The 8,114-nt window shown below is 38.7% G+C and carries 10 protein-coding genes and 1 tRNA gene; 1 reads left to right on the top strand and 10 read right to left on the bottom strand.

What is annotated here, in order from left to right; all coding sequences use genetic code 11:
• Positions 1–36 precede the first annotated feature (36 nt).
• Positions 37–126, top strand: a tRNA-Ser gene (locus tag WA010_RS05790).
• 70 nt (positions 127–196) lie between these two features.
• Here the strand turns inward: WA010_RS05790 and WA010_RS05785 are convergent.
• The 10 genes from WA010_RS05785 to WA010_RS05740 form a co-directional block, all read right to left on the bottom strand.
• A complete protein-coding gene (locus WA010_RS05785; protein WP_422556197.1) occupies positions 197–1,075 on the bottom strand; it encodes a tyrosine-type recombinase/integrase in 879 nt (292 codons plus the stop codon).
• On the bottom strand, positions 1,072–1,227 hold the full coding sequence (locus tag WA010_RS05780; protein ID WP_422556196.1) for a hypothetical protein: 156 nt from the start codon (positions 1,225–1,227) through the stop codon (positions 1,072–1,074). Before WA010_RS05780 ends, WA010_RS05785 begins: the two co-directional genes overlap by 4 nt.
• Complete coding sequence (locus tag WA010_RS05775) at positions 1,217–2,752, bottom strand: rolling circle replication-associated protein (protein ID WP_422556195.1); 1,536 nt, start codon at positions 2,750–2,752, stop codon at positions 1,217–1,219. The genes WA010_RS05780 and WA010_RS05775 overlap by 11 nt, the downstream gene beginning before the upstream one ends.
• A gap of 28 nt (positions 2,753–2,780) precedes the next feature.
• Positions 2,781–4,376 carry a secretin N-terminal domain-containing protein gene (locus WA010_RS05770; RefSeq protein ID WP_422556194.1) on the bottom strand — a complete coding sequence of 532 codons (1,596 nt, stop codon included), beginning with the start codon at positions 4,374–4,376 and terminating at the stop codon, positions 2,781–2,783.
• Positions 4,373–5,548, bottom strand: a complete 1,176-nt coding sequence (locus tag WA010_RS05765; protein ID WP_422556193.1) for a zonular occludens toxin domain-containing protein — start codon at positions 5,546–5,548, stop codon at positions 4,373–4,375. Before WA010_RS05765 ends, WA010_RS05770 begins: the two co-directional genes overlap by 4 nt.
• The gene (locus tag WA010_RS05760) at positions 5,545–5,826 is read right to left on the bottom strand and encodes a hypothetical protein (protein ID WP_422556192.1); all 282 of its coding nucleotides are present in this window, start codon (positions 5,824–5,826) and stop codon (positions 5,545–5,547) included. The genes WA010_RS05765 and WA010_RS05760 overlap by 4 nt, the downstream gene beginning before the upstream one ends.
• Before the next feature lies 1 nt (position 5,827).
• Positions 5,828–7,333, bottom strand: coding sequence for a hypothetical protein (locus WA010_RS05755; protein WP_422556191.1), 1,506 nt, complete (start codon positions 7,331–7,333; stop codon positions 5,828–5,830).
• On the bottom strand, positions 7,333–7,464 hold the full coding sequence (locus tag WA010_RS05750; protein WP_422556190.1) for a hypothetical protein: 132 nt from the start codon (positions 7,462–7,464) through the stop codon (positions 7,333–7,335). Before WA010_RS05750 ends, WA010_RS05755 begins: the two co-directional genes overlap by 1 nt.
• Entirely contained in the window at positions 7,464–7,661 is a 198-nt protein-coding gene (locus WA010_RS05745) for a hypothetical protein (protein ID WP_422556189.1), read from the bottom strand. Before WA010_RS05745 ends, WA010_RS05750 begins: the two co-directional genes overlap by 1 nt.
• Before the next feature lie 3 nt (positions 7,662–7,664).
• On the bottom strand, positions 7,665–8,114 hold a 450-nt coding region (locus WA010_RS05740), incomplete at its 5' end, for a hypothetical protein (protein WP_422556188.1).

Here is an 8,114-nt window from a genome sequence, read left to right as displayed (position 1 = left end):
TACACCTGCTTATAATTACGCCCTCTTTATAACACTGGACGAGTAGGAAAGCGGCTGAATCCACCTCCCTGCTAAGGAGACGTACTGGCAACGGTACCGAGAGTTCGAATCTCTCCTCGTCCGCCACAAGTGCCTATTTTAGGGAATTCCAAAGCCTTTTTAAAAACCCCGATTTTTTCTATCCTACCCAAAAACCTTAATTATAAATCGAAATTGACCTATCAAATGTCTTGTAGTTTTGATCCAAATAAGCCACATAAATATTAAAAACCATCTCAGTCGATGAGTGTCCCAAGAGCTGCGCAAGTTCAACAGGTGTTACCAAATTACGATATAGCATATTTGTCGCATAGGTATGGCGGGTGTTGTACGGACGGCGGTATTCGATTTTGAGAGATTCGAGTGATGGTCTCCAGTAGCGATCCACAAAGACGTTGGTATCTCTGTACGGCTCGTTGTATTGAGTTTTGAAAAGGTAATCATGATCGTGGGAGTTGTAAAGCTCTTCGATGAGTGGGTACAATGAATCGAGTATTGGGATATCGCGCTTTGATCCACGGGTTTTCGGTTCTGATTCTCCAAAGCGTGAGCGGGTACGACGGACCTTAAGTATTCTGTTTTTTAGATCAATGTCCTCTTTTTTAAGTCCGATGATTTCCCCGCTGCGCATACCGGTGAAGAAAGCTATGTTCAGATAGTTTCGATAGTTGCTCATTTCGGCACTTTGAATAATGTCACGGACTTGCTGCGGGGTGAACGGATGAATGAGCGGTTTTTCCATTTCAGGAGGGCGAATACGGGAGACGGGATTTTTTTCAATGAGTTCATCGTAGAGAGCTTCATCGAAGATTCCCTTGATTACGCTGATATAGATTCGTTTAGACTTTCCACCAACATCGTCTATATCAAAGAGCCACGATTTAATATCGGATGTTTTTATCGAGTTAATAGGTAAATCTTTGAAGATCGGAAGCAATCGAAGTTCTATAATGCTTTTGTATTTTTCAAAGGTTGAATTTTTTAGCTCTTTTTGTTTGAACTTCAAATAAAGATTGGCGTAGTGGTCAAAGGTCATTTTGAAATACTTTTAGGAAAAGTTTCATAATTGGCATTTATATAAGCTTGAGTAGCTTGAAAAGTTAAAATAGAACCTAAAACGAAGCCTAATGAAAATACAAACCAAACTAATAATTGTGCAGAAATAAAACGCTTAAAATCAAATTTCATAATCATACCCCCACGGATTTGAGATATAAGTTGTTTCCTCTTCGAACGGATTATATATATCCGCTCTTATTCGTGCCAATGTAGTGACATAAGGACGATCTTTTAAAGGAACATGAATATTTTCGGTAAAAGGATTACCCATGTACATATCGCTCAAAGAGACGGTTTTACCCGCGAGAAGTCCACGGGAGATCATTTCATTATGAGTATGAGCATAGTGATGAGGATTAACGGTTTCAAGATTGATGCTGGTGTAATACTCGTATAGCTCAAAATCTGACATTTTGAGAGGTTGCGGTGTAGGTTTTATGAGTTCACCGTCACGATAGAGATAATAATCGTGTTCGATGAATACGTCGATATAGTTTTTTTGGATCGGTTTCATCCAAGTAGAAGTGACGGGTTCGAGCTTACGAGGTTGAGTTTTTGGACGGTCTTTAAACTCTCCGAGCTGTTTGAGCGGTGTATCGCTTCCGATGTATCGGAGAGTGAGAACGCCACGATCGTATTCAAGAGTTCGACCGTTATCTTCGATAAGGATAAAATAATCATCTTCTTTATTCCACTCACAGAGCATGGGTTCACGAATGTTTAAATCGGTCAAGTGATACCAATCTTTTTCAATAGCGAATACCTTTTGATAGACCCATTGCGGAACGGTAGAGTGAGAGGTGGTGATCCGTCTGATCTTATGTTTTATGTACCATGATTGGAGATAGTTTAAAGCCTTTCCGGTTCTCAAGTCCATGAATGATTTAGTGGCGTATTTCATGATGTAGCCTACGGGATTATGTAAAAGAGTAATAAAGCCATACATATCGCCCTCATTGAAATCAAGCCCAATTTTTGGAAACCGTTTATGACGTTTGAAAAACTCTTTATCATCTTCGGTCATAAGCTTACTATTACGAGGAGCGGGGAAGTATCGGACGAAGTCTTTTTTAAATGACTCTATGTAATCTTCGGGGATCCACAATAAAACATGGAAATGCGGTACGCCGTCTTTGTGAGGTTCGGCAGCTTTGAGGTAGATAAATTGGTTTCCATCTTTTTTGATTTTTTTGAAAGCGTATCCCGATGAATAGTGATACCATTGAAACGCTAAGACGTTGTAGCAGTCTTTGATCGTGAATTTGGAGCGAATATTGATCTTATCGCGTAGGAAGCCGTAAACGTCGTTATTTGGAATGTGACGGAGGTATTCTTTTTTCTCTTTGTCTGATTGTCGATCCCATTTGGAATAGTTAGCGGTGAGCAGTTGACGAAAGAAGCCATCTAGAGTGATGGTGAGAAATACGGGTTTAAGATTTTGAGATTTGGCAAGATCGGACATGGTGTTAATCTTGTTGGAGAGCTGGGAGTAGTAACGCTCTGAGATGTTCGCGGAAAATGAAACATCGAGAAGGCTTTTTACTTGACCCGTCCCAGTATGGAAATGATTATTTGATAGGTAAGATTTTTGACCGTCTATTTTTTCACGGCAGTATTTGAGATCGTTGGGACTAAGTCCGTATTTGTAACTCATGGCTATCACTCCTTTTTTAATTCAATTTTTAATCTAAAGACTCGTTATAGATTTTTTGTAACTGTCCTAACTTCCCTAAATCACTTTGAAGAGACGAGAGAGAGCGGGAATCATCGACTATGTAAGGGGTAATAACGAGCAAAAGCGTGTCGGACTGATTAACGGCCGTCTTATGATCGAATACAGAACCGATATAGGGAAGATCAGAAAGAAAGGGAACAGAGCTTTTATTGTTTGTTTCGTATGACTTCACAAAACCGCCTAGTACAATCGTTTCACCGTGATGAAGTATAGAATCCGTCTTAATCTGCTGCTTAGAGGTCACAGGTTGATTATTTGAATCGACAGAGGGCAACACGTTCTCTAAAACAGCATCGAGAGTGAGAGTGAGTTTGTCTTTAGAAGCAACGAGAGGTTTAATGGTGAGATTTAACCCAACGTCGGAGCGGTCAAGAGAGTTAGTAGTACCCGCCGCGCCCGTTGTGCTACCTTTGAGAAATGAGAGAGATTTACCTACCACGATTTTTGACTCTTTATTGTTAAGGCACAAAATGGAAGGATCGGAGATCGTTTTAGATACGCCCTCACTTTTGAGAAGATCAAGTGCTGCACCAATCGTTAAAAGCTGATTCACATTACCGAGAGAAGAACCGAGCGAAGAGGTGACAAGAGCATTAACAGTGGGAGAAGATGATCCGCCGAGATTTCCCGCAAAGGTAAAAAAGTTCGAAGAGGAAACGATACCGCCATCTATTCCGTATTTAATACCGATTTTAGAGCTTAAATCATTGTTTAGTTCTATGATGCGAAATTGGATATAAACTTGAAATTGTTCACGGTCAAGATCAGAGATAAAAGACGGGAGACGATCAAGCAACTTAGGATCACCCGAAGCGAAAAGAGTGTTTGATTCCTCATTGATCGAAAAAGAGATAGAAGTATGATTGTTATCCCCTGAATAGATAGATTTGAGAGTAGATAAGACCGAAGAAGCCGAAGAGTTGACAAGACGAAACGATTTAAAAGATTGATTGATAGGGAGAGGGGCGATATCAATTTGGTTGATAAGATGCTCAATAAGTTTGATATTTTCAGGAAAATCTGAAACCACCAAAGATTGAGACGAAGCTACACCGAAAGCAGAACCCGAAGCAGAGAGGAGAGAATTAACGCCCTCTAAAATCTGAACAACATTAGAGTATTTGATTTTGATTACTTTAGAAGCATAAAGGGAAGAATCCCGAGAGCCGAGAGAGCCGCCACGATGATTTTTTAAATCCTTTGCAGGGACAACGTAATAAAATCGACCTTTATCAACAAGACCGTAACCATTAATCTCTAAAGCAGTTTTTACCAAAGGGAGAAGATCACGCCCCGTGATGTTCTGATTCGAAAGGTAATCGATAGAGCCGGTAATGTCATCCGTTAAGATAATGTTTTTCTTCATGGAGTTAGAAGCCATGCGCAAGAACTCAATAAGGCTCATGTTGTTTAGTGTAGAGACAAGCGGAGGCGGTGGCAACATTGGAACCGAAGCCAAAGGGACACTGACGGGAGGTTTTAAAGCCGGAACCGCACCAAACAAAGAGATAGAAAGACAAATAGACAAAACGAAGCGAATCATTGAGCACCACCTACGACAGAATTTACGGGAGGGGAAGAGACTTGATTAGAAGCAGATGAGGGAATAGACCAAACCCCAAGAGCCGTGAGGTAATCTTTTGAGACGGAATAAAGACGATCATTGTAAACCGTGTCAAAGATAACCACCGTCGAAGAGGTTATGAGCTTATTAGAGAAATATTTTAAACTGTCCTCAAAGTACAATTTCGGGATATAGTGAAGCTGTACGGCGGGATCAATACGAGCGCATGAAGTTTGATCGCAACGAACACGGATAAAAATAGAGTTAGAATCGAAATTAGGAACAGCAGAGGGAGCGGAAGCAGTCGTAGAGGGGGAAGTATTAGAAACGGGTTCAGATTCGTCGGTTTGATCGGTAGATAATTTTTCAGAAGTACGATCATAAAAAGATTTACCAATAAAGAAAATAAACAACAAAGCAAGGATGATATAACCGATGAATTTATGAACAATCTTTTTAGGTTTGTGAAGATCACCCGATTTATAAAGATCGAATATCTCAGATTTAGCAGTAAGAGAATCCGAAGAATAATTATTTTTTTTAGAGTAAAAATCGTCAGAGTAGAAAAAATAACGGAAGCGATTATTTGTCAGAGATTTAGATTTTGGTTGAGCGTCTATAAATTCTTCAGTATGAGCTTTATAATCTGAATGCATAAGAGAAGGACGATGGATGATGATGAGTATATCATGACCTAAGTGTCCGTGATAACCGTGCCACCAAACCAAAACAGGATCGGAAGACTTTTTATAAAAACGATATGCTTCATCGATCACAAAGAGAGCAGGAGTGAGCTTATGATACCGAGCATATTTTAAAAGCTCCTCATCTGATTTATCAGCCTTTGCCATTTCATGAAGTTTGGATAAATGCTTATAAAAAACATCCCAATCAAGATAAATAGATCTTTTTATTATATTGGTGGATTCTTGACGACCTAAATCATCCTCATCACACTCAACAGAAATAGAATAATTATCATCTTTTAAAATTTCATTAACATGATCGTGTTTGAAACCACCAATATTAGTGTAGAGATAATGATGCTTATTGAAATCTTTAGATTTTGGATTTAAAAAGTTAGAGAAAATATACCAAACAGCGCGATAAGATTTACCCGAACGTGGCAAGCCTGTGAGGATAGTAATCATGACCGTACAAAAGCGAGAACTTGTTTAACGCCGAATCCCGCCACGACTATAGTGATATACAAAGCGAGAGCCTGAATAAGACCGAGCTGATAAGCGATAGAGAGAATCGGAGAGGTAACGATATACGGTTTCACCATATTAAAAAAGAAAGTGAGAGCGGCAGCGATAATACCCGTAAAAATTGCGAAAAACATCATCTTCATAACGATTGGATGTCGAGTTAAAAAAGCAAAAGCAGAAGCTAAAAAACTTGCGAGAGGGATTAAAAATACAGGCATATCAAGCTCCGAAAGATACTACAATAATGAAACCACCGACGGCGGCAACGAAAAGCAGTATATTTTTAATAAGATCGAGGGGGAGTTTATTGAATAGGTTTTGATCGAAGAGTACGAATGTTTGACCCAAGAGTGAAAATGAATACGTAGGTACATTCTGACCCGAACCCATGTTAGCGATACCGAGTGGATCAGTATAGACGAAACCGCTAAAAGAGCCTTTTATTTGTCCGTCAAAATTTCCGAATTGATCCGAACCGTCAGATAATGAAACGTCAAATTCACCATCTTCAAAACCATCGGCAATCTTTTTTAAATGTGATTCAGATTTTGCAGTGTTCGTTTTAATATCATTTAAAACAGCCGTATAATCTTTAGAATCACCAGTGGTAGGACTTGTTACATTACCGTCAGGATTAACAGCAGGTTTATAATTTGAAGGGATAACTTTACCGCCATTTTCACCAGAAACAGTAGGAGCTTTATTCGTGTTAGGGATAGTTGAAACAGTCCCATCGGCGTTCTGAGAAGTAGTAAAACCCGTTCGAGTAACAGTAGTAGTAGTGGGAGAAGTATGAGTGGTTACAGTTGCAATATTTTGTTCATAATCATAAGTTATTTCTTCCAATCCAGTCGGATCAATAGGAGTATAAAGTTCTTGAGTATCAGGATTAACATTTGCAGAATTTTGCATTTGTTCAATTACAGAATCAGGAACAACTAAAGCTTTTTGAACTTTACCAGTCACGGGATCAGTTTGAGTAACAGTTTTTCCCGAAGTGTCAGGGGTAGAAGACTCTTTATAATCCAATAAATCTACACGAATTGCACCCGAAAGATCAGGAGCAGAATCAGATTTAGGTTTAATAGTAGGATTATTAAGAACATTAGCAGCGTAGGCGATACCACCACCAACAGCGGCATGAGTAGAAACAGAAGCAAAACCAGCAGTGCCTAAAATAGAAGCACCAACAGCCAAAAGACCAAAACCAGTGGTAGCGACTTTACCAAATAAATAAGCAGCACCCAAAGCAGCAGAAGGATTTTTATACATTCGTGTTGTCCAATCGTTTGGATCAATACAAGAACCGTCAACATAATACATCCCACCAAAATCATTACAGCCCGTTTTATTACCCGTGTAATAAGCGTAAGAAATAACGGCGCAAGTATTAGAAGCTGTTAAATATTGACCAGAAGGGCAAGAAGTGAGAGGAACTTGACAAACTTGTTTTCCCGTCAATTCGAATAAAGATTGACCCGTAGGACAAGCAGTCCATGTATAGTAATCACGCCATTGTGTATAATAATCATAATAATAACCATTAGAAGAAGGAACTTTGTAATGATGTTGAAAGTAACTACCGCCTACATCCTTCCAGTAAGAAGATGAATTGGTAGTTTGTGCTGTGGTGTATAAATTTGGACCATCGTACTTAACCAAGACAGCAAATAAATCAACCGAAAAAAGAGTTAAAAACGCTAAGAGCGAAAGTTTCGTTTTCATTAGATACGTCCTCTAAAGATTGAAAACCCCGCAGAAGCGATGTAATACAAAATGGAGAGTGAAGCGGGAAGACTAAAGAAAAAATCAAATGAGGGATCACCCGTTATTTTGAACACGAGAAAAGAATTCATTATTTAACCTTCCAAATAAAAAGACCAAGCAAAGCACCGCTAAAAGTTCCCGCAATTGCCATCGCAAAAGCATAATCTTGTTTAGTCATGTTTAAACTAGAAGCCCTAGCCGATACGTTAGACATATCGACAGCGGCGAGGAGATCAGGAGCAAAAACCGCCGCAAAAGTGAGAGAAATAAGGATTAATTTTTTCATAGATCAATCCCTAAATTTTCCAGAAGGAACTAAAGTTCTTTCCATAAGTTCCCAATCTGAATCAGTGTACTTATCCCAAATAGGATCATGAGTAGGCTTAGAGGAGCGAGTAGCTAAAAATTCCTTACCTTTTTGATCGATGATATCAGAAAATTTTTTTTCATATTCAACATAAGACGAATTACCAAAATTTGGAAACTCTTGTTGATAAAAATCTCTTAAATTCTTTTTTTCTTCAAAAGATTTTAAACGTTTTTTCTTCTCTTCAATAGTTAAAACCTTTCGATTTTTTTTCTGAAGATTTCGGCGAGATTTAGCCTTTTGTTTTTCAGACATAGATATTTTTTGATCTTCTTTAAACTTCTCAATCTGTTTCTTTTTATTTTCGCGTGTTTGTATTTTTCGAATTTGTTTATATTCACGATTGATTTTAACGTCTTCATTCAGCAATTC

The sequence above is a fragment of the Sulfuricurvum sp. genome (genome assembly GCF_049305995.1).
In the GTDB taxonomy this organism is placed as follows: domain Bacteria; phylum Campylobacterota; class Campylobacteria; order Campylobacterales; family Sulfurimonadaceae; genus Sulfuricurvum.
The sequence above is the reverse complement of the archived record's forward strand: the minus strand, read 5'-3'. Positions and strand labels throughout refer to the sequence as shown.

Excerpts from the sequence above, each read along its gene's own strand:
- WA010_RS05750 (WP_422556190.1), bottom strand. The coding sequence starts at position 7,464 with ATGAATTCTTTTCTCGTGTTCAAAATAACGGGTGATCCCTCATTTGAT.
- WA010_RS05755 (WP_422556191.1), bottom strand. The coding sequence starts at position 7,333 with ATGAAAACGAAACTTTCGCTCTTAGCGTTTTTAACTCTTTTTTCGGTT.
- WA010_RS05765 (WP_422556193.1), bottom strand. The coding sequence starts at position 5,548 with ATGATTACTATCCTCACAGGCTTGCCACGTTCGGGTAAATCTTATCGC.
- WA010_RS05775 (WP_422556195.1), bottom strand. The coding sequence starts at position 2,752 with ATGAGTTACAAATACGGACTTAGTCCCAACGATCTCAAATACTGCCGT.
- WA010_RS05760 (WP_422556192.1), bottom strand. The coding sequence starts at position 5,826 with ATGCCTGTATTTTTAATCCCTCTCGCAAGTTTTTTAGCTTCTGCTTTT.
- WA010_RS05770 (WP_422556194.1), bottom strand. The coding sequence starts at position 4,376 with ATGATTCGCTTCGTTTTGTCTATTTGTCTTTCTATCTCTTTGTTTGGT.
- WA010_RS05745 (WP_422556189.1), bottom strand. The coding sequence starts at position 7,661 with ATGAAAAAATTAATCCTTATTTCTCTCACTTTTGCGGCGGTTTTTGCT.
- WA010_RS05785 (WP_422556197.1), bottom strand. The coding sequence starts at position 1,075 with ATGACCTTTGACCACTACGCCAATCTTTATTTGAAGTTCAAACAAAAA.
- WA010_RS05780 (WP_422556196.1), bottom strand. The coding sequence starts at position 1,227 with ATGAAATTTGATTTTAAGCGTTTTATTTCTGCACAATTATTAGTTTGG.